The 19,408-nt window shown below is 71.8% G+C and carries 19 protein-coding genes and 1 riboswitch; of the genes, 11 read left to right on the top strand and 8 right to left on the bottom strand.

Annotated elements, in window-relative coordinates; translation table 11 throughout:
- Positions 1-60: 60 nt before the first annotated feature.
- Positions 61-1,701, bottom strand: coding sequence for a hypothetical protein (locus ACOACQ_RS23715; protein WP_420289407.1), 1,641 nt, complete (start codon positions 1,699-1,701; stop codon positions 61-63).
- Positions 1,702-1,789: 88 nt separating this feature from the next.
- On the opposite strand from ACOACQ_RS23715, the gene cobT reads away from it, so the two are divergent.
- Both cobT and ACOACQ_RS23705 read left to right on the top strand, forming a co-directional pair.
- Positions 1,790-2,824, top strand: a complete 1,035-nt coding sequence (gene cobT, locus ACOACQ_RS23710; protein ID WP_378596514.1) for a nicotinate-nucleotide--dimethylbenzimidazole phosphoribosyltransferase — start codon at positions 1,790-1,792, stop codon at positions 2,822-2,824.
- Positions 2,825-2,831: 7 nt separating this feature from the next.
- Positions 2,832-3,599, top strand: coding sequence for an adenosylcobinamide-GDP ribazoletransferase (locus ACOACQ_RS23705; protein WP_378596513.1), 768 nt, complete (start codon positions 2,832-2,834; stop codon positions 3,597-3,599).
- 15 nt (positions 3,600-3,614) lie between these two features.
- Here the strand turns inward: ACOACQ_RS23705 and cobU are convergent, their stop codons facing one another.
- Both cobU and ACOACQ_RS23695 read right to left on the bottom strand, forming a co-directional pair.
- Positions 3,615-4,136 carry a bifunctional adenosylcobinamide kinase/adenosylcobinamide-phosphate guanylyltransferase gene (cobU, locus tag ACOACQ_RS23700; protein WP_378596512.1) on the bottom strand — a complete coding sequence of 174 codons (522 nt, stop codon included), beginning with the start codon at positions 4,134-4,136 and terminating at the stop codon, positions 3,615-3,617.
- 10 nt (positions 4,137-4,146) lie between these two features.
- A complete protein-coding gene (locus tag ACOACQ_RS23695) occupies positions 4,147-5,589 on the bottom strand; it encodes an RNB domain-containing ribonuclease (RefSeq protein ID WP_378596511.1) in 1,443 nt (480 codons plus the stop codon).
- Between the two features lie 36 nt (positions 5,590-5,625).
- On the opposite strand from ACOACQ_RS23695, the gene yaaA reads away from it, so the two are divergent.
- Positions 5,626-6,405, top strand: coding sequence for a peroxide stress protein YaaA (gene yaaA / locus ACOACQ_RS23690; RefSeq protein ID WP_378596510.1), 780 nt, complete (start codon positions 5,626-5,628; stop codon positions 6,403-6,405).
- Between the two features lie 156 nt (positions 6,406-6,561).
- Here the strand turns inward: yaaA and ACOACQ_RS23685 are convergent, their stop codons facing one another.
- From ACOACQ_RS23685 to ACOACQ_RS23665, 5 genes are all read right to left on the bottom strand, one after another.
- A complete protein-coding gene (locus tag ACOACQ_RS23685; protein WP_378596509.1) occupies positions 6,562-6,930 on the bottom strand; it encodes a hypothetical protein in 369 nt (122 codons plus the stop codon).
- A gap of 93 nt (positions 6,931-7,023) precedes the next feature.
- Positions 7,024-7,497: a DUF4279 domain-containing protein gene (locus tag ACOACQ_RS23680; protein ID WP_378596508.1), complete on the bottom strand. Its 474-nt coding sequence runs from the start codon at positions 7,495-7,497 to the stop codon at positions 7,024-7,026.
- Between the two features lie 57 nt (positions 7,498-7,554).
- Entirely contained in the window at positions 7,555-8,808 is a 1,254-nt protein-coding gene (locus tag ACOACQ_RS23675) for a bifunctional RNase H/acid phosphatase (protein WP_378596506.1), read from the bottom strand.
- A complete protein-coding gene (locus ACOACQ_RS23670; protein WP_378596504.1) occupies positions 8,805-9,551 on the bottom strand; it encodes a zinc ribbon domain-containing protein in 747 nt (248 codons plus the stop codon). The genes ACOACQ_RS23675 and ACOACQ_RS23670 overlap by 4 nt, the downstream gene beginning before the upstream one ends.
- A 31-nt stretch (positions 9,552-9,582) precedes the next feature.
- Positions 9,583-10,704, bottom strand: a complete 1,122-nt coding sequence (locus ACOACQ_RS23665) for a Nif3-like dinuclear metal center hexameric protein (RefSeq protein ID WP_378596502.1) — start codon at positions 10,702-10,704, stop codon at positions 9,583-9,585.
- A 55-nt stretch (positions 10,705-10,759) separates the two neighbouring features.
- Positions 10,760-10,969, top strand: a riboswitch (cobalamin riboswitch).
- Positions 10,970-11,038: 69 nt separating this feature from the next.
- Here ACOACQ_RS23665 and ACOACQ_RS23660 point away from each other — a divergent pair.
- From ACOACQ_RS23660 to cobO, 8 genes are read left to right on the top strand one after another with little or no spacing between them, the layout of a single operon-like run.
- On the top strand, positions 11,039-11,911 hold the full coding sequence (locus tag ACOACQ_RS23660) for a nitrite reductase (RefSeq protein WP_378596500.1): 873 nt from the start codon (positions 11,039-11,041) through the stop codon (positions 11,909-11,911).
- The gene (locus tag ACOACQ_RS23655; RefSeq protein WP_378596498.1) at positions 11,904-12,578 is read left to right on the top strand and encodes a precorrin-8X methylmutase; all 675 of its coding nucleotides are present in this window, start codon (positions 11,904-11,906) and stop codon (positions 12,576-12,578) included. Before ACOACQ_RS23660 ends, ACOACQ_RS23655 begins: the two co-directional genes overlap by 8 nt.
- 8 nt (positions 12,579-12,586) lie before the next feature.
- Positions 12,587-14,131: a precorrin-3B C(17)-methyltransferase gene (gene cobJ, locus ACOACQ_RS23650; RefSeq protein WP_378596522.1), complete on the top strand. Its 1,545-nt coding sequence runs from the start codon at positions 12,587-12,589 to the stop codon at positions 14,129-14,131.
- Positions 14,119-15,333 (top strand): precorrin-6y C5,15-methyltransferase (decarboxylating) subunit CbiE, encoded by a 1,215-nt coding sequence (cbiE, locus tag ACOACQ_RS23645; RefSeq protein WP_378596495.1) that lies wholly within the window; start codon positions 14,119-14,121, stop codon positions 15,331-15,333. The genes cobJ and cbiE overlap by 13 nt, the downstream gene beginning before the upstream one ends.
- Positions 15,330-16,088 (top strand): precorrin-4 C(11)-methyltransferase, encoded by a 759-nt coding sequence (gene cobM / locus ACOACQ_RS23640; RefSeq protein WP_378596493.1) that lies wholly within the window; start codon positions 15,330-15,332, stop codon positions 16,086-16,088. Before cbiE ends, cobM begins: the two co-directional genes overlap by 4 nt.
- The gene (locus ACOACQ_RS23635) at positions 16,085-18,160 is read left to right on the top strand and encodes a magnesium chelatase subunit D family protein (RefSeq protein ID WP_378596491.1); all 2,076 of its coding nucleotides are present in this window, start codon (positions 16,085-16,087) and stop codon (positions 18,158-18,160) included. Before cobM ends, ACOACQ_RS23635 begins: the two co-directional genes overlap by 4 nt.
- Positions 18,157-18,798, top strand: a complete 642-nt coding sequence (gene bluB / locus ACOACQ_RS23630; protein ID WP_378596490.1) for a 5,6-dimethylbenzimidazole synthase — start codon at positions 18,157-18,159, stop codon at positions 18,796-18,798. The genes ACOACQ_RS23635 and bluB overlap by 4 nt, the downstream gene beginning before the upstream one ends.
- A complete protein-coding gene (cobO, locus tag ACOACQ_RS23625; protein ID WP_378596488.1) occupies positions 18,791-19,405 on the top strand; it encodes a cob(I)yrinic acid a,c-diamide adenosyltransferase in 615 nt (204 codons plus the stop codon). The genes bluB and cobO overlap by 8 nt, the downstream gene beginning before the upstream one ends.
- The last annotated feature ends 3 nt before the right edge of the window (positions 19,406-19,408 follow it).

Here is a 19,408-nt window from a genome sequence, read left to right as displayed (position 1 = left end):
CAAGGATCGGCGCACAACCGAGCCCATCATTCTTTCCGCTCGCGGGGTGTCCGGAGCCGGTCAACGAGCCCTGATCGTGCCCGCCACGAAGTCGTAGTCGCCGGACCAACCGTCGCCGGATGCCGGCGTCATCCCCGCGCAGCCGGACCGGAGGTTCTCGCAGCGGTACCGCGTGCCGCCCGCCGTGTGGATGTCCAGGCGCGACCGGAAGTGCCAGGAGAACAGGTTGCCGTCCCCTGTCGGATCCGCACTGCGTGCCCGGGCGTCGCTCTGCCAGCGTCGCGTGAGCAGCCGCGCGTCGGCCGTCGGGTCCCGGTCGAGGTACTTGTCGAACCAGGCGCTGGTGTACCAGGCGACCTGGTCGATGCCGCGCAGGCTGGCGGGCAACGCCGCCGGCACGTCGTTGAAGTCGAAGTGGGTGCCGCCGCGGATGGTGATCTGCCCCGTGTCGACGCCGGCCCGGCTGTAGGCCAGCGACGCGCGCGACTTCCCGAGCGGGTTCGGCGGAGCGAGGAACGGCACCGGAGCGAGCAGGTAGTCCCCGTTGATCCCGAGGGCGGGCTTCGTGATCCGCGGTGCCGGGCCGGGAGGCGCCTCGAAGCACAGCGTCGGCAGACCGTTCATGATGTCCGGCCTACCGGAGAAGTCCGGGTTGGGCGCCGAGAACGCGGCGAGCTCATCGGGTGCCGGCGAGACCGGGACGCAGAGGTTGTCGAGGGCGACACCGGTCGAGACGCGCGGGTCCTTCTGCGTCAGCCACGAGGTGGCCACGGCGCCGTACGAATGACCGGTGAGCCCGATCCGGGACCCGTCCAGGAGGTTCCAGAGCGGGTTGTAGGCGGCGTTGCGGCCGGCGGCGACGCGACGGACCTGCTTCGCGGCGTGCGACGTGCCGGAGATCCGGCTCACGCGGGGGACGTACGGCTTCGCCGGCGTCGACAGGAAGAAGTCGAGGGCGTCCTGCCCGCCGTCGTAGAACGTGAGGCCGTTGCCACCGAGGCCGATCGGTCCGTCGGAGGAGCCCTTGGGTGCGAACAGCCCGAGCAGCGGAATGCCGGCGAACGCGTCCTCGAGCTGGTCCGGCTTGGCACCGAACTGGTCGGACATGCCTTCGCCCTGGACGTCGAAGGTCATCACCACGAAGCCGCTGCGGGCCAGGGTCTGGGCGAGGTACCAGTAGATCTCCTCGAAGCCGACGATCGACCCGTTGATCACCACCACCCCGGGCCGTTTCGCGGGGCCGGTGCGGGTGGCCCACACGTGGCCGGACATCGTCGCGCCCGACCGCGAGGTGTAGAGCACCGGCTCGACCAGTCCGCCCTTCACCGTCCAGCCCTGCACCCGCGGGTCGATCGGACACAGCACGATGGCGGTGCAGGAGTTCACGTTCGGCTGCCGCTCGGGGTCCGTCAGCATCGTGCGGAACCGGGCGAGCTGGTACTGGCTGGTGCTGGCCAGGATCCCGGGGAGCAGGTCGAGGTGCCGCGTCGCGTTCTGCCCGGTGACCCCCACGTTCGCGGCCTCGCACGCCGCCCATTCCGCGCTGGGGTAGGTCGCCGCGTCGCAGGCGGTCGTGGGCGCTGCCTGCGCCGGCGACGCGAGCGGCGGTCCACCGGTCAGCAGGCTGGCCACGACTGCCCCGGCCAGGAGGGCCGCCGCCCGCCGACGGCCGGATGTGACGGTCTTCACGAGGGTGCGCACGGAAGTTGAACGATCGGACGTGCGCCCGGTGACGTCAGCGCTGGTACGGCGCGGCCCCGGGCCACGGACGGCGGTAGCGTTCGGCACCATGAACGCGATTGCTGCACCCGATTCCGCCGTCCGGACCGCCGCCGCCGAGCGCCTTGCGGGGCTCGCGACCCCTGCCGGTGCCCTCGGCCGTCTGGGCGACCTCGGCGTCTGGCTGTCTGCAGTGCAGGGCGTGTGCCCGCCCGCTCCGCTCGAGAACGTCCGCCTGGTGATCTTCGCCGGCGACCACGGCGTGGCACAGCACGGCGTCTCGGCCTACCCCCCGGCCATCACCCCGCTGATGGTGCGCACCTTCGTCCTCGGCAAGGCCGGTGTCTCCGCGCTGGCCAACGCCCACGGGGTGCAGGTGCGGGTCCTCGACATCAGCGTCGACGACGACCTCGAAGGTGTGCCCGCCGACGTCCAGTCGCACAAGGTCCGTCGCAGCAGCGGCGCGATCCACCTCGAGGACGCCCTGACCGCCGAGGAGACGGAGCGCGCCATCGAGACCGGCCGCGCCGTCGCGCGTGAGGAGATCGCGGCGGGCGCGCAGCTCCTGTTGTCCGGCGACATGGGCATCGGCAACACCACGCCTGCGTCCGCGATGGTCGCCGCCGCGCTCGGCCTCCCGGCCGTGGAGGTCACCGGCCGCGGCACCGGCGTCGACGATGCGGCCCTGGTCCACAAGCAGGTCGTGGTGCAGCAGGCGCTGGACCGCGCCGGCGCGCGCCTCGACGACCCGATCCAGACCCTCCAGGCCGTCAGCAGCGCTGACCTGGCCGCCACCGTCGGCTATCTCCTCGAAGCCGCGGAGAGCGGCGTACCGGTGCTCCTGGACGGCCTGATGTCGGTCGCCTGCGCCCTCACCGCGGACCGGATCGCCCCTGGTGCCGCTGCCTGGTTCGCCGCCGGCCACCGCTCCACCGAGCCGGCCCAGACCCTCGCGCTCGAGAAGCTCGGCCTCGAGCCGGTCCTGGACCTCGGCATGCGCCTGGGCGAGGGCTCCGGCGCCGTGGCCGCCGTCCCGGTCCTCCGGTCGGCCGCTGCCCTGCTCCGTGACGTCGCGCTGCTCGCAGACCTGATGCCGCCGGCGTGACGCCCTCGTGAACCCAGCCCTCGCCGGCCGCAGCCTCCGGCTCGCGATCGGGACCCTGACCGCCCTGCGGGTGCCCGCAGTCCTGCGGGTGACCCCGGCCGACGCCACCGGCGCGATGTTGCTGGCACCGCTCGCGGTCCTGCCGCTCGGCCTCGGCGTCGCGCTGGTCGTCTGGGGCGGCGGCCGGCTCGACCTGCCCGCCCTCGCAGTCGCCTTCGCGGCGATCACCCTGCTGGCCGTGGGCAGCCGCGCCCTGCACCTGGACGGGTTGTCCGACGTCGCCGACGGACTCACGTCGTCGTACGACCGGGAACGGTCACTGGCCGTCATGAAGAGCGGTACGGCGGGCCCGGCCGGTGTGGCAGCCCTCGTGCTGGTGCTCGGGGCGCAGGCCGCCGGCCTGGCCTGGTTCGTCGGCGGGGATCGTGAGCTGCGCGCGGCTGCGATTGCCGGGGCGGCCGTCTGCGCGTCCCGCGCCGCGCTCTGGATCACCTGCTCGACCCTCGCCCCGCCGGCGCGCGAGGACGGGCTGGGCGTCACGTTCACCCGCCGCATCCCGGTCGCCGTCACGGTGGTCGGCTGGATCGCCCTGGCAGCCCTCGCTGCCCTCGTCGACCCGGTCCGCGGCCCGGTGACCGTCGCGGTCGCCGCCCTGGTCGTCGTCGCGCTCGTCACGCACACGGTCAGGCGGTTCGGTGGAGTCACCGGCGACGTGTTCGGCGCCGGGATCGAAGTGGCGCTCGCCGTCCTGCTGGTGGGACTCGCCGGGGCCTGACGTCGGCCTACGGCCTCAGAGCTTCAGCACCCGCCCCGAGATGACCAGGTGCACCTCGTCGCAGGCGCTCGCGACGCGCTGGTTGACGATGCCGAGCAGGTCGCGGAACAACCGACCCGACCGGTGAGCGGGTACGACGCCGAGGCCGACCTCGTTCGTCACGAACACCACGTCCACCGACGTCTCGGCGAGCGCGGCTGCGACGTCGGCAACCCGTTCGCTCACGACCAGCTCGGCGTCACCGATCGGCCGTTCCCACAGGTCGGCCTTGTCGATGATCGTGGTCAACCAGGTGCCCAGGCAGTCGACGAGCACCGGCGTCGTCGCAGCGCGCAGCACACCGGCCACGTCGTTCGTCTCCTCGGTGATCCACGAGTCGGGCCGACGGACCCGGTGCGCGGTGATCCGCGAGACCCAGTCGGCGTCGTCGTACACGGGGCCGGCGGCGACGTACGTGACCGCAGGGGCGGCCGCCACCAGCTGCTCGGCGTGCACCGACTTGCCCGACCGGACTCCCCCGGTGACCAGTACCTTCACGTGCGCCTCCTCAACCGACGGTGAACGCGACCTTACGGGCCGCGAGGTCTGCCGTGGCAAGAGTGGCCTCGACCTCCTCGCCGAGCGGCAGCGGCTGCGGCGACGTCACCGGTGCTTCGACGCCGACCTCGGCGAGCATCACGACGCCCGACTTCGGGTCGTCGTCGCGCAGGCTGGTGACCACGCCCGCGAACTTCTCGCCCACGCGACCCGACAGGACGGCCGCTTCGAGCAGGTCGAGCACGGCGCGCTCGTAGGAGCCGGCGCGACGGGCCGAGTCCTGGAGGGTCTTCGGCAGTTCCGGCAGCGCGGCGGTGACCCACTCCGGGACCGGCTGTCCGGCGCAGATCGCGATGCAGACCTCGCCCGTGTAGCGGTCACCCAGGCGACGCAGGGGCGCGGTGACGTGGGCGTACTCGGCGGCGATCGCGGAGTGCTTCGTCTGCTCCGGCAACTCGCCGTTGAACGCGGCGTACCCGCTGCCACGCAGCAGGCGCGTGCAGGCCACGACCATCGCCTGGTGCTCGGACTTCGCGGGATCGAGGGACCGGATGAAGGCGGGATAGTCCGTCGCCCTGGGCCAGTCGATCTTCAGCGCGTGGGCGACGCGACGCAGCCGGGCGACGTCGCGCGGGTCGGCCGGCGGCAGGGTGCGCAGCATGCCGACCTTGGCGCCGACCATGAGCGACGCAGCCGAGATGCCGGTCAGCAGCGAGATCTGGGCGTTCCACTCCTCGACGGGCAATTGCTTGCGGAACGCGAGCTCGAAGCCGTCGGCGGTCTCCTCGATCTCCTGCTCGGGCAGGGGCAGCGAGATGCCGCCGCGCGCGAGCTCCTGCTGCTGGCGGAGCAGGCCGACCTCCTTCAGCAGGACGAGGACCTCGCCGGCCGAGCCGTCGTCGAGCGCCGCCTGGGCCTCGACGTAGGAAAGGCGCAAGGTCGAACGCACCAGCGCCCGCTCGACGTGCACCTTGGTCGGGGTGCCCGCGGCGTCGACCTCGATCGTCCACAGCAACGCGGGGGCCGTCTGGTCGGGCAGCAGCGACGCTGCCCGCTCCGAGAGCGCCGGCGGGTGCAACGGGATGCGGGTACCGGCGCCGTACAACGTCTCGCCGCGGCGGTGTGCCTCCAGGTCGATCGGGTCGCCGGGCTTCACGAAGGCAGCCACGTCGGCGATCGCGTAGTGCACGACGAAACCGCCTGATTCATTGGCGGATCGTTCGATGTGCAATGCCTGGTCGAGGTCCATCGAACCGGCCGGGTCGATCGTGATGAACGGCAGGTCCGTCCGGTCCAGCTCCGGGAGTACGACGTCCGTCGCTGCCCGCTCGGCAGCGCTGATCACGTCGGCGGGGAACTCCCCCGGCAGCTCCAGTTCCTTCGCGATCTCCTCGAGTCCCTGCGTCAGCGCAGGGGAGCTCGCCTTGACCCGGACCACGACGTTGCTCGGCATGCGGCCGACACTATCGGGGAGCCCTATCCTTTCCCGGTGCTGATCCTGCTGCCGCCGAGTGAGGGCAAGTCCGTTCCGACCCGGGGCAAGGCGCTCGACCTCGCGTCCCTCTCCTCGCCCGAGCTGACCGCCGCCCGCAGCGAGGTGCTCGAGGCCCTGGTCGCGCTGTGCCGCGACGACGCGGACAAGGCGGCCGCCGTACTCGGGCTCTCACCGGGACAGCTGGACCTGATCGACCGCAACGCCGACCTGGTGGCCGCACCGACCGCTCGTGCGGACCGGATCTACACCGGCGTCCTCTACGACGCCCTCGACCTCGAGACCCTGTCGGCTGCGGCGAAGCGCCGCGCGACGAGCCGGGTGGCCGTGGCCTCCAGCCTGTTCGGGATGGTTCGCCTCGGTGACCGCATCCCGTCCTACCGCCTCTCCGGCGACGCCTCGCTCCCGCCCGTCGGCCCGGTCGCGGCGATCTGGCGCGAAGCGCTGCCGCCGGTGATGACCGCGGCGCTCGGCCGCGGACTGCTCGTCGACCTGCGGTCGGGGATGTACGCCAACTTCTGGCGTCCCGCACCCGAGCTCGCCAAGCGGGTCGCGACCGTCCGGGTCCTGCACGAGCACAACGGCACCCGCAAGGTCGTCAGCCACTTCAACAAGGCCACCAAGGGCCGGATCGTCCGCGAGCTGCTGGAGGACGGCGCCGACCCGCGCACCCCGGCAGCCCTCGCCGCGACGCTCGAACGCCTCGGCTGGACCGTCGAGATCAGCGCCCCCGGCAAGACCGGAACCCAGCTCGACGTGGTCGTCAGCGAGCTGTAGTTCGCAAGCTCGTCGAGTAGCGGCGAGCGCCAGCGAGGCGCGTATCGAGACGCAGCGGGTTGGACAACCCACTGTCGATGTCGCGCCGCTTCACTGAGCCCTGTTCACGGCACCACCGAGCGGAACGTCGCATGAACGGGCTCCCCGCCGTGCCCTTCACGCCAGGAGGAACGTAGCCAGTACGGAAAGCCCGGCAAGGGCCCCGGTGACTCGTGCGGCAGTGGCGATCGTGCCCGCCCACGTAGAAGCGGGTTGTAGTGCGTGACGCATCAGAAGAACGCCCAGAGCAGCGATGGGGAACAGCACGATGATCAGTAGCGCGCCGCCGGACACCGCAACATCAAGAGGAGTCACGTACTCGCTCGTTCCCTCGCGAAGGACCTCCAGCGCCGCTGGGGCTCCCACGACCAGGCAGAGGCCAGAGGCCGAAAGAGCAAGCGCGAGGAACGTGACGTTGACGTACAGGTCGCCTTCCAGGCGATGCGTTTCCGGATTCTTCACACTCCGCCCCTGACGCTCTCCCATGCTTCGAACGCTAGCGTCCGCTCATAGCCACGAGTAGACAGCTGAGTCGCGGCGAATCGACGCGGCGCTGCCCATGGGTGGCCCGACCTTCAACTAGCCCATCGTCTGTGGCCAGCTGTACTCGTCGAACCAGATCGTTGCGTTCATGGACGCGAGCAACCCGAGTGCTTCCGGTTCGAGGGCCCAGCCGAGCATCTGATGCTGGCCGGGCATTTTCACCAGTTGATGCCCGTCCTGCTCGGTTTCGACCTGCTCTTCAGCGACTCCATTGCGGTCGTTGAAGTAGCGGACGACGACGAGGGTGGCGTGAACTTCTTCGCTGTCCGTGAGGTCGCGGATTCGACTCGCGACAGGCGAGATGCGGTCGAGTAGCGGCGCCACCAGGTCCTCAACGTCCATGTTGGGCGCACGATTGACGATTTCCCATGAGTGTCGCGCAGGGATGGGCGGCTCGGCGCGCTTGCTGCCGCGTACCCGCACTTCGTCTGGTTCCATCCCAATTTCGGTGGACAGTTCAGCAGCCGACCGAGTGGTGGATCCCAACTGGAAGTACGCGTACTGATTCATCCAGAAACGTCGGTCACGCCTGAGGCGTGGGCGTGCGGGTCGCGACATGCTGCGAGGTCACCAGCGGCCGGTGTCGAGCAACGTCCGCCGACCGGCGGGCAGCGCGTTGAAGAATCGGAGCGAACCCTTCTGCTCCCCGGTGGCCAGGTCTTCGTAGAACGAGAGAACCGAAACAGCAGCGGGCGAGAGCTCCATCCGGAACAGCGACTCCAGCGGGGCGTCGACGGCGTGCGCGACGAGCGTCTTGATCGGTGTCACGTGACTGACCAGCACGACGGTCTTGCCGGCGTGCTTCTTCAGGAGCCGGGCCAGGGCGTCGAGGACGCGGGCCTGGACGGCCAGGAACGACTCCCCGCCCGGGGGCGAGGCGGCCATGTCGGCGAACCACGCCTCCAGTCCGGCCTTGTCCTTCTCGCCGACCTCGGTGAAGGTCATCCCGTCCCAGTCGCCGAACTCCATCTCGGCGAAACCGGGCTCCTCCTCGACGGGAAGGCCCAGCTTCTCGGCGATGATCTCGGCCGATTCGCGGGTGCGTCGCACGGGTGAGGACACGACGACGCTGATGTGGTCACGCAGCTCGGTCAGCCACTCGGCTGCTTCCGCGATCTGCGCCCGACCCTCCTCGGAGAGGGCGGGGTTGTCGCCGCCGAGTCCACCCGAGAACCGGCGACCGGTCGTGTGCGGCGTGACGCCGTGGCGGACCAGCACGATCGTCGTCGGCGAGCCCATCCCCGGCGGTGCAACCGGAGTTGCCGCAGGCGACTCGAGCTCCTCGACCAGCGACTCGGGCTCGTCGGCGACCCCGTCACCGGCCCCGTCACCGTCACGGGCACCGTCACCGACGATGAGCCCGACAGGAGCAGCGGCCGGTTCGATCACGGCCGTGACGCCCGACCGCGTACCGTCGAGCGCCTCGTTGGCGAGCCGGTCCGCGTGGCCGTTCTGCTCCCGCGGGACCCACGTGTAGACGGTCCCGGCCGGAGCGAGCGCCAGCGCCTCGTCAGCGAGCACCCTCATGTCGGGGTGCTTGATCTTCCAGCGGCCGGCCATCTGCTCGACGACGAGCTTCGAGTCCATCCTGACCTCGACCTTGGCGTCCGGAGTGAACTCCGCAGCAAGCCTGAGGCCGGCGATCAGGCCGGAGTACTCCGCGACGTTGTTGGTCGCGAACCCGATCGTCGACCCGTCCTCCGCCAGCACCTCACCGGTCGTGGCGTCCTTGAGGACGGCGCCGTACGCCGCCGCGCCGGGGTTGCCGCGGGAGCCGCCGTCAGCCTCGATGAGGACGGTACGACGACCCGCTCCCGTCACGAGAGGCCGCTCTCCGCCGTCCGCACCAGGATCCGCTGGCACTCCTGGCACCGCACGACGGTGTCGGCCGGGGTGGCCCGGATGACCTGGAGCTCCGCCGCGTCGAGACGAATCTGGCAGCCGCCGCAGGCGCGCTGGCGCAGCTCGGAGGCGCCGATGCCGCCCTGGTTGGCGCGCAGCTTCTCGTAGAGCGCGAGCAGGTCGGCCGGGAGATCGGCGACGATCGCGTCGCGACCGGCACCCACCGTGGCCGCCTCGGCGTCGAGCTCGGCACCGCGGGCGTCGCGGGTCGCGGTCAGCTCGCCGAGCCGGGTGTCGATGCTCTCGATCGCGGCGGTGAGCTCGTCCAGCGCGGACTGCGCCTCCTCGAGCTGCTCCATGACCTCGAGCTCCTCGTCCTCCAGCACCGTGATCCGGCGCTCGAGGGTGTCGAGCTCGTGCTGCATCCGTTCGAGGTCCTTGGGGTTGGCGATCAGTCCTGCGTCCATCCGGTCGCGGTCCCGCTTGCGGCGCACCTTGACCGTCTCCACGTCGGCGTCGGCCTTGGCCTGGGCCACGGCGAGGTCGTCGACGACGATCCGCTGGTCGCGCATCCTGCCGTCGACATCGGCACGCTTGCCGAGGAGCTCGGCGATCTCGGCACCCTCTGCAGGATGGGTGCGCTGGTGGCGCAGCTTGTCGATCTGGGCGTCCAGCGCCTGCAGGTCGAGCAGGCGCAATTGGGCGGCGGGGTCGGCCTTCATCGGATGCTCTCGGGGATGCTCACGGATGCGCTCACAGGTGCATTGTCCAAGGGTCGGTGACGATCGTGCTCACCCGGGTCTCCACGGCGTCGCCCAGTGCCTCGACGAGGCGTTGCTCGACGACGGGCAACCAGGTCGATTCGGCGGCCCAGTGGGCGATGTCGATGAGTGCCGGCCCGCCCTTCTCCAAGAACTCGGCGGCCGGGTGGTGCCGCAGGTCGCTGGTGACGTAGGCATCCACGTCGAGCCCGGCCACCCGGTCCAGCAGGAAGTCACCGGCCCCGCCGCAGACGGCGACCCGCTTGATCGGGCGCTCCGGGTCCCCGGCGACCCGGACCCCGTGCGAGGTGGCGGGCAGCGCCTTCGCGACGGACTCGGCGAACTCGGCGAGCGTCACCTGCGCGACCGTGCCGATCCGGCCGGTCCCCGTCGTGGTGAGGCCGTTGTCGGCGAGCTGGACGACGTCGTACGCGGGCTCCTCGTAGGGGTGCGCGGCGAGCATCGCCCGGACCACGGCGGTCCGCAGCGAGCGCGCGAGGACCACCTCGATCCGCACCTCCTCGACCGTCTCGAGGTCGCCGACGGTGCCGATCATCGGGTTCGCACCGTCGAGCGGGCGGAACCGGCCCTGGCCGGGTGCGCTGGTGAAGGACGCGAAGTCGTAGTCGCCGATCCGGCCGGCGCCCGCTTCTGCGATCGCGGCGCGGACCGGGGCGGCAGCGTCCGCCGGGACGAAGACCGTCAGCTTGTCGACCGGCTCCGAGGAGGCCGGGATGATCGGTGCCAGCTCGGTGAGGCCGAGCGCGAGGGCCAGGGACTCCGACACTCCCCCGACGGCCTGGTCGGCGTTCGTGTGGGCGGTCAGCAGGGCGCAGTCGGCCTTCGCGAGGGTGTGCAGCGTGCGGCCCTTCGGCGTCGTCGCGGCGAACCCCGTGACGCCCTTCAGGAACAGCGGGTGGTGCACGACGAGCAGGTCGGCCTTCCACTCGGCCGCTTCGGCCGCAACGGCAGGCGTGGGGTCGACGGCGAAGAGGACCCTCTTCACGGACTGGCCCGGGTCGCCGTACACGAGGCCGACGGCGTCCCAGCTGTCCGCGGTCGAGGGCGGGTACCAGCCATGGATCAGGTCGGTGACGTCCTGGAGCGTGGGCATGAGCGTCAGGCTACTGCGGTCGCCGTGGGCGCCGGGACGGACACCGGCCCGGGATTGATACCCTGCCGGGGCCAGTCGACCTCCACAGAAGTGCGAAACGTGGAAGTCAGGGAACCCGGTGAGAGTCCGGGACTGACGCGCAGCGGTATGGGTGACGGACGGAGCACCGGGAAACCGGTACAGCCACTGGACCTTCGGGTCCGGGAAGGCGCTCCGCACCGGAGGATCCCGAGTCCGAAGACCTGCTGGCCCTTGCGACAACCGTCGCGAGGTCACCAAGGAATTTTGCAGGGGCAACGCGACGAGCCCCCTGACCTCGAAGGACCGCATCGCCATGGCCACGAATCGCAGCCGGCCGGACCGCTGCCCGGGCGTCGTGCACCCGTGGCTCGCCGAGGACGGCGGACTGGTCCGGATCCGGATCCCTGGCGGGCGGATCTCCCTGTCGTCCCTTCAGGCGCTGGTAGCCGTGGCCGAGGAGTACGGCGACGGGCGGGTGCGGTTGACGGCGCGCGCCAACCTGCAGGTCCGTTCGATGCCCGTCGACAGCGAGGCCGGGGACCGGCTCGCCGAACCGGCCCTCGTCGCCCTCGAGGCCACCGGGCTGCTTCCGTCGCGGGAGCACGACCGGATCCGCAACGTCCTCGTCTCCCCACAGACCGGGATCGCCGGCGGTCGCGCCGACCTGCGCCCCGTCGTGGCCGCGCTCGACGCGCTCCTGCTCGGCGACCCGACCCTCGCCGGGTTGCCCGGCCGCTTCCTCTTCACGCTCGACGACGGCCGCGGCGACCTCGCCGACCGGCATCGCGACCTGGGCCTCGTCGCCCTGTCCCCCGAGTCTGCGCAGCTGCGCGTCGGGACCGGGTTCGGGCCCGTGGTGCCCCTCGCCGGCGCCGCCGACGCGATCAGTGACCTGGCCCGCCTGTTCCTCGAGGCGCGTGGCGAGGGGCCCGAGGCGCCCTGGCACGTGACCGAGCTCCCCGCACCCCTGATTGACCCGGTCGCACCCGCGCCCGGCGCCGACATCACCAGCGCATCCCTGCCCTTCGGCCCCGTGGCCGGCGGCGAGCACGTGCAGGTGGACGAGACCGGCATCGATGCCAGCATGGTCGCGTCCATGCTCGCGTCACGGACCGGCCGGGGTGACCTGGTCGTCGTGACGCCGTGGCACGGTGTGCTGATCCCTGAGGAGAACCGCAATGAGTGAGCAGATCGACCTGACGGCACCGCCGCGCCGCTACGAGTACATCGCCGACGGCCCCGCGATCTACGTCGACTCGTTCGCGACCATCCGCCGGGAGTCCGACCTCACCGGGATCCCCACCGAGGCCGAGAAGGTCGCCGTACGGATGATCCACGGCAGCGGCCAGACCGACCTCGTGCGCGACCTCGTGATCCACCCGGGCCTCGTGTCCGCTGCCCGCACCGCGCTGGCGTCCGGTGCACCGATCCTGTGCGACGCCCGGATGGTCGCGATGGGCATCACCGCCGGCCGCCTGCCCGCCGACAACCCGGTGCACTGCTTCCTCACCGACCCCCGGACGCCCGAGCTGGCGAAGGCGTGGTCGACCACCCGTACCGCTGCGGCAGTCTCGCTGTGGGAGCCGCTGCTCGAGGGTGCCGTCGTCGCCATCGGCAACGCCCCGACCGCGCTCTTCCACCTGCTCGAGATGATCCTCGACGGCGGACCCCGACCCGCCGCGATCGTCGGCTGCCCCGTCGGCTTCATCGGCGCCGCTGAATCCAAGGACGCGCTCGCCACCTTCGCCACCGACCACGGCATCGACATCCCGTTCGTCACCGTGCGCGGTCGCCGGGGCGGCTCCGCCATGGCGTCCTCGGCCGTCAACGCGTTGGCGCAGGAGGAGGAGTGACCCTCCCCATGACCGGCTCCTTCCACGTCGTCGGCATCGGCCCCGGTGATCCCGAGCTCATCACCCGCAAGGCCGAGCGCCTGATCGGTGCCGCCAGCGTCGTGGCGTTCCATGCCGGCGTCACCAAGCAGTCGCATGCCCGCCGGATCGCCGCGCACCTGATCCCGGCCGACGCCGTCGAGGAGGAGCTGCGCTACCCCGTCACCACGGGCAGCACCGACCACCCCGGCGGGTACGTCGGCGCGCTGGCCGACTTCTACGACGAGTGCGAAGCACGGCTTGCCGCCCACCTCGACGCGGGTCGTGACGTCGTACTGCTGGCCGAGGGGGACCCGCTCTTCTACGGCTCCTCGATGTACCTCTTGGACCGGTTCCGCGACCGCTTCGAGACCGAGGTCGTCCCGGGCATCCCGGCCTTCGCTGCCGCGACCGCCGCCATCCCCGCTCCCCTGGTGCGCCAGACCGACGTCCTGACCGTCCTGCCCGGCACGCTCCCCGAGGCCGAGCTCGCCCGGCGCCTGGCCGACACCGACGGCGCCATCATCATGAAGCTCGGCCGCACCTTCCCGGCCGTCCGCTCGGCCCTGGCGCAGGCCGGTCGCCTCGAGGGCGCCTGGTACGTCGAACGTGCCTCGCAGCCCGAGCAGCGCTGGCTGCCCGTCGCCGAGGTGGACGCCGAGTCGGTCCCGTACTTCTCGCTCATCGTCGTTCCCGGTGACTCCGCGCACCGCCCGACCGCCTCCCGCCTCCGCTCGTTGGTTGAGGTGCGAGGAGCGCTAGCGACGAGCCTCGAAACCACCGAGACCATGGACGCTGCGGAGCTCCTCGTCATCGGCCTCGGCCCCGGCCCGGACGGCTGGCTCACCCCCGAGGCCTCCGCCGCACTGGCCGAGGTGTCGCACGTCGTCGGCTACGCGCCGTACGTCAACCGCGTCCCCCAGCGTGCCGGCCTGACCCGCCACGCGTCGGGCAACACCGTGGAGGTCGACCGCGCCCGGTTCGCCCTCGACCTCGCGCTGTCCGGCGAGCGGGTTGCTGTCGTCTCCGGCGGCGACGCCGGTGTCTTCGGCATGGCCGCCGCGGTCTTCGAGGCCGCCGCCGATCCGGCCCACCCGGAGCACGCGACCGTGCCCGTCCGCGTCCTGCCCGGCGTCAGCGCGGTCCAGGCCGTCGCGGCCCGCGCCGGCGCCCCGATCGGCGCCGACTTCGCGATCGTCAGCCTCTCGGACCGGCTCAAGCCCTGGGCCGTCGTCGAGAAGCGCCTGCGCGCGATCGCCGACGCCGACCTGGTGCTCGGCATCTACAACCCCGCGTCACGATCACGTCGCGAACAGGTCGTCGAGACCCAGAAGATCCTGCTCGAGCACCGCTCCCCCGACACCGTGGTGATCATCGGGCGCGACGTCGGTCGCTCCGAGGAGTCGGTCACCGTGACCACCCTGGGGGACCTGGACACCGACTCCATCGACATGAAGTGCCTGCTGATCATCGGCGCCTCGTCCACCCGCGTGGAGCCCAACGGCTCGGTCTGGACACCCCGATGGGTGGAGTGAACGTCACCGTCGTCGGGATCGGCGCGGACGGCTGGGACGGCCTCGTCCCGTCGTCCCGCGCACTCGTGGAGAGCGCCGAAGTGCTGCTCGGCGGCGAGCGCCACCTCGACCTCGTGCCGCCGATCGATGGCCAGGAGCGCGCACCCTGGCCGCGGCCGATGACCACCCTTCCCACCTTCCTGGAGCAGTACGACGGCCGCCGGGTCGTTGCCCTGGCCTCGGGTGACCCGCTGGTCTCCGGGATCGGCACCACGCTGATCCGCCTGCTCGGCCCGGACGCGGTGACGGTCGTTCCGGCCGTCTCGTCCGTCGCGCTCGCTCGCGCCCGGATGGGCTGGTCGGCCGAGGAGTCCGAGGTCGTGACGCTGGTGGGCCGCGATCCCGCCGCGCTGCGCCGCGAGCTGGCTGCCGGCCGCAAGCTGATCGTGCTGTCGTCCGACGACCGGACGCCGATCGCCGTCGCGGGCCTGCTCCTCGAGGCCGGCCACGGCGCCAGTGTGATCACGGTGCTCGGCGACCTCGGCGGCACGCAGGAGAGCCAGATCGACTTCACCGCCGACACGGACGAACTGCCGGCCGACCTTCCCCGGCTCAACGTGCTCGCCATCGACGTCCGGGGCCCCGGAACCGGCACGTCATCCTGGGCGCCCGGCCTGCCCGACGACGCCTTCGACCACGACGGCCAGATCACCAAGCGCGACGTGCGCGCCAGCGCGCTCTCGCGGCTCGCGCCCCGTCCCGGAGCACTGCTCTGGGACGTCGGTGCCGGCGCCGGATCGGTCGCGATCGAATGGCTGCGCGCACACCCGCTGACCGACGCCGTTGCGGTGGAGGCGAACGCGGACCGCGCCGCACGGATCGGCCGCAACGCCACCGCACTGGGCGTTCCGCGCCTCAAGGTCGTGCTCGGGACCGCACCCGAGGCACTGGCCGGACTCCCCCAGCCCGATGCGATCTTCGTCGGCGGTGGCGCGACCGCGCCCGACCTGCTCGACCTGTGCCGCAAGGCCCTGCGTCCCGGAGGCCTCCTCGTCGTCCACGGTGTCACGCTGGAGACCGAGTCGCTGCTGGTGGACGCCTTCCACGAGTACGGCGGCGAGCTCACCCGCCTGTCCGTCGAGCACGTCACCCCGCTGGGCGGCCGGTTCACCGGCTGGACCCCTTCGCGGGCCGTCGTCCAGTGGACCTGGGAGAAGGCATGACCATCCACTTCGTGGGAGCCGGCCCCGGCGCCGCCGACCTGATCACCCTGCGCGCCGCGTCGATGCTGGCGAGTGCCGACGTCGTGCTGTATCCCGGCACCTACATCGACGCCGCCGTCCTCTCGCACTGCCGGGAGGACGCGAACCTGGTCGACACCCAGGAGCTCGACCTCGACCAGATCACCGCCGTGATGGTGGAGGCGAACGTGGCCGACCTGGACGTCGTACGACTGACCTCGGGTGACCCGTCGCTCTACTCCGCGCTGCACGAGCAGACCCGGCGCCTCGACACCGCGGGAGTGCCGTGGGACGTGACGCCCGGCGTTCCCGCGTACGCCGCTGCGGCCGCGATCGTCGGGCGGGAGCTGACCGTGCCGCTGGTCGCCCAGTCCGTCGTGCTGACGCGTACCCAGGTCCGCTCCACCGCGATGCCCGAGACCGAGTCGCTGGCCGCGTTCGCCGCCACCGGCGCGACCCTGGTGCTGCACCTGGCGATCACGCGGACCCGCGAGCTGATGGCGGAGATCGAGCCGTTCTACGGAGCCGACTGCCCGGTGGCCGTCGTGTCCCGCGCGTCCCAGCCCGAGGAGCAGGTACTGCGTGCGACCGTCGGCCAGATCGCCGACCTGGTCGAGGAGGCCGGTCTCCGGCAGGCGGCCGTGATCCTCGTCGGACCGGCCCTCGCGTCGGGCTCCGCAGCGGAGTCGTACCTCTACTCAACCGAGCGCGTCCAGCGAAAGGCACGTCTCACATGACCCAGCACTTCCCGTTCACTGCTGTTGTCGGGTCTGGTGGGGCCGTCGGCGGCGCCGATGGGCCCGAGGGTCCCGACCCGATGGCGCTCGCCCTGATCCTGACCACGATCGCCCCCGACGTCGGTGGCGTCCTGGTGCGCGGCGAGAAGGGCACCGCCAAGTCCACGATCGTGCGGGCCCTGGCCGCCGTGCTCCCGCCCATCGACGTGATCGCGGGCGACCGGTTCTCCTCGGACCCGCACGACCCGGACTCCTCACCTGACGGCCCGTTCGCTGCCGATGCGGCTGTCGAGACCCGGGCCGTGCGCCTGGTCGAGCTGCCCGTCGGTGCGACCGAGGACCGGGTGCTCGGTTCGCTGCACCTCGAGCGCGCCCTGACCGAGGGCAAGGCCGAGTACGAGCCCGGCCTGCTGGCCCGCGCACACCGCGGCATCCTGTACGTCGACGAGGTCAACCTGCTGCACGACCACCTCGTCGACCTGCTCCTCGACGCCGCCGCCATGGGCCGCTCGACGGTCGAGCGCGACGGTGTCTCCGTCGAGCACGCCGCACGTTTCGTGCTCGTCGGCACCATGAACCCCGAAGAGGGCGAGCTGCGTCCGCAGCTGCTCGACCGGTTCGGCCTGACCGTCGAGGTCGCCGCACCGCGGGTCCCCGCACTTCGTGCCGAGGTCGTCCGCCGACGGATGGCGTACGACGCCGACCCGGCCGCGTTCTCCGCCCGCTACGCCGAGGCCGAGCAGGCCCTGGGTGACCGGATCTCCTCGGCGCAGGGACTGGTCGGCGCGGTCCGGCTGACCGATGCCGCGTTGCTCAAGATCGCCGAGGTCTGTGCGGCCTTCGACGTGGACGGCCTGCGCGCCGACATCGTCACCGCCCGCACCGCCGTCGCCCACGCGGCCTGGTCGGCTCGCGACGAGGTCACCCTCGCCGACATCCGGGTCGCCGCCACGCTGGCGCTCCCCCACCGCCGCCGCCGCAAGCCGTTCGACGCCCCCGGCCTCGACGAGGACCTGCTCGACAAGGTGCTCGGCGACGAGGAGCTGCCGCCGGAGGATCCGACGGATCCCGAGGACCCGACGGATCCGCCCAGCCCGGAGGAAGGGCCGGACGACGGGCTGGACGCAGGTCCCGAGGACGGTCCGAGCGAGGTCGAAGGACCTGAAGCCACCGACACCGAGACCGTCGACCAGGACGTACCGGCTCCGAGCGACCTGAGCTCGCCGACGTCGCCCGACAAGGGGTCGGGCGCCACCAGCCTGAGCGGCACCACGTCGACGTACCGCACCCGCCTGCTGACGGTCCGCGGCGTCGGCACCGGCACCGCCGGACGACGCAGCCGGGCCCGCACCTCGAGCGGTCGCCGGATCGGCGCGACCGTCCCCACCGGACAGGGCGGCGCCGTCCACCTGACCGAGACGATCCGCGCCGCCGCACCGCATCAGTTCGCGCGCGGTCGCGTCGACGGACGGCTGCTGTTGCGTGCGATGGACCTGCGGATCGCCGTACGCGAGGGGCGCGAGTCCAACCTGGTGCTGTTCTGCGTCGACGCGTCCGGCTCCATGGCCGCACGGCGCCGGATGGAGCAGGTCAAGACCGCCGTCCTCAGCCTGCTGCTCGACGCGTACCAGCGCCGCGACAAGGTCGGCCTGATCACCTTCCGTGGGCAGGGCGCCGAGGTCGCGTTGCCGCCGACCCACTCGGTCGATGCCGCCGCCACGCGACTCGAAGAGCTCCCCGCCGGCGGCCGCACGCCGCTCGCCGAGGGCCTCCTCGAAGCCGCGCACCTGCTGGCCGTCGAACGGACCCGCGACCCGCAACGACGGCCGCTGCTCGTCGTCGTCACCGACGGCCGCGCGACCGCCGGGGCCGAGGCCGTCCACCGGTCCCGGATGGCCGCCGCGCTGCTCGCCGAGACCGGCGTGACCAGCGTGGTCATCGACTGCGAGAGCGGTCCGATGCGGATGGGCCTGGCTGCCACGCTCGCCGAGCACCTCGGTGCCGAGCACGTGCCGATCGGCGAGGTCAACGCCGAGGACCTGATCTCCGCAGCCCGGAGCTGGGCAGCGTGAGCACAGCCCTGTACGACGTCATCGAGCGCCGCCGCGACGTCCGCGCCGAGTTCACGGGTGAGCCGGTCGACGAGGACACGCTGCTGCGGGTCCTCGGTGCCGCGCACCGTGCCCCGAGCGTCGGCATGAGCCAGCCGTGGGACTTCGTCGTCGTGCGCGATGCGGGACTTCGTCGTACCTTCCGCGACCACGTCGCCCACGAGCGCGACACGTTCGCCGCGTCGCTGCCGCCGGAGCGTCGTACGACCTTCGACAAGATCAAGGTCGAGGGCATCTGCGAGTCCTCGATGGGCATCGTCGTCACCCACGACCAGAGCCGCGGCGGCCAGCACGTCCTGGGACGGCACGCGATCGCCGACGCCGGGCTCTACTCCACCGTCCTCGCCATCCAGAACCTCTGGCTCGCCGCGACCGCCGAGGGCCTCGGCGTCGGTTGGGTGTCGTTCTACCGCGAGCCGTTCCTGGGCAGCCTGCTCGGCATCCCCGACCACATCCGACCCATCGCGTGGCTGTGCCTCGGCACCGTGAGCCACCTCGAAGCCGTCCCCGACCTCGAACGGCACGGATGGCGCAACCGCCGCCCGCTCGCCGACGCCATCCACCACGACACCTGGAACACCTGGAGCGACCGTGCCTGAAGGCCAGCCACTCGTCATCCCCGACGACGGACTCACCACCCGCCAGCGCCGCAACCGGCCGCTCGTGATGGTGCACACCGGCGACGGCAAGGGGAAGTCCACCGCCGCCTTCGGCCTCGCGATCCGCTCGTGGAACCAGGGCTGGAACGTCGGCGTCTTCCAGTTCGTGAAGTCCGCGAAGTGGCGCATCGGCGAGCAGACCGTGCTCGAGCGCCTCGGTGCGCTGCACGAGGAGACCGGCGAGGGCGGGCCCGTGGCCTGGCACAAGATGGGGTCGGGCTGGTCCTGGTCCCGCAAGGAGGGCACCGCTGAGGACCACGCCGCCGACGCCGTCGAGGGCTGGGCCGAGATCAAGCGGGCGCTGGCCGAGGAACGGCACGACCTCTACGTGCTCGACGAGTTCACCTACCCGATCAACTGGGGCTGGGTCGACATCGACGACGTCGTGGAGACGCTGGCCAACCGCCCCGGTCGGCAGTACGTCGTCATCACCGGCCGCCGTGCGGACCCGAAGCTGGTCGAGGTGGCCGACCTGGTCACCGAGATGACCAAGATCAAGCACCCGATGGACGCGGGCCAGAAGGGCCAGCGAGGCATTGAATGGTGACGG

This window comes from Nocardioides sp. CPCC 206347 (assembly GCF_048654605.1).
Taxonomy (GTDB): Bacteria; Actinomycetota; Actinomycetes; order Propionibacteriales; family Nocardioidaceae; genus Nocardioides.
This window is presented reverse-complemented; position numbering and strand designations above follow the sequence as displayed.